1 pseudogene is annotated in these 268 nt (G+C 73.9%); it reads left to right on the top strand.

What is annotated here, in order from left to right:
• Nucleotides 1-44: 44 nt before the first annotated feature.
• Nucleotides 45-268, top strand: a pseudogene (locus tag C1X29_RS29960) (phosphotransferase family protein); the annotation flags it as partial.

Genomic DNA, 268 nt, shown 5'->3' with positions numbered 1-268 from the left:
GCCATGGCCCTCGAGCGCGTCCCGTGACGCGGCCCTGAGGCACCATGCTGGACGCGGATCAGAGAACGGCGCTCTGCGCCTGGATCGGCCGGACCCTGGAGGCCGGGACGGTCACGCTCGACGACGCGCGGCCGCTGACCGGCGGCTCGATCCAGGAGAACTGGATGCTGTCGTGCCGGGTCGACGGGGCGCCGCGGGGCTTCGTCCTGCGCAAGGACGCGGCCGCCACCATCGCGTCGAGCCGCTCGCGGGCGGAGGAGTTCCGGAT

This window comes from Pseudomonas sp. GW456-12-10-14-LB2 (genome assembly GCF_002884345.1).
Taxonomy (GTDB): Bacteria; Pseudomonadota; Gammaproteobacteria; order Pseudomonadales; family Pseudomonadaceae; genus Aquipseudomonas; species Aquipseudomonas paraglycinae.
The sequence above is the reverse complement of the archived record's forward strand: the minus strand, read 5'-3'. Positions and strand labels throughout refer to the sequence as shown.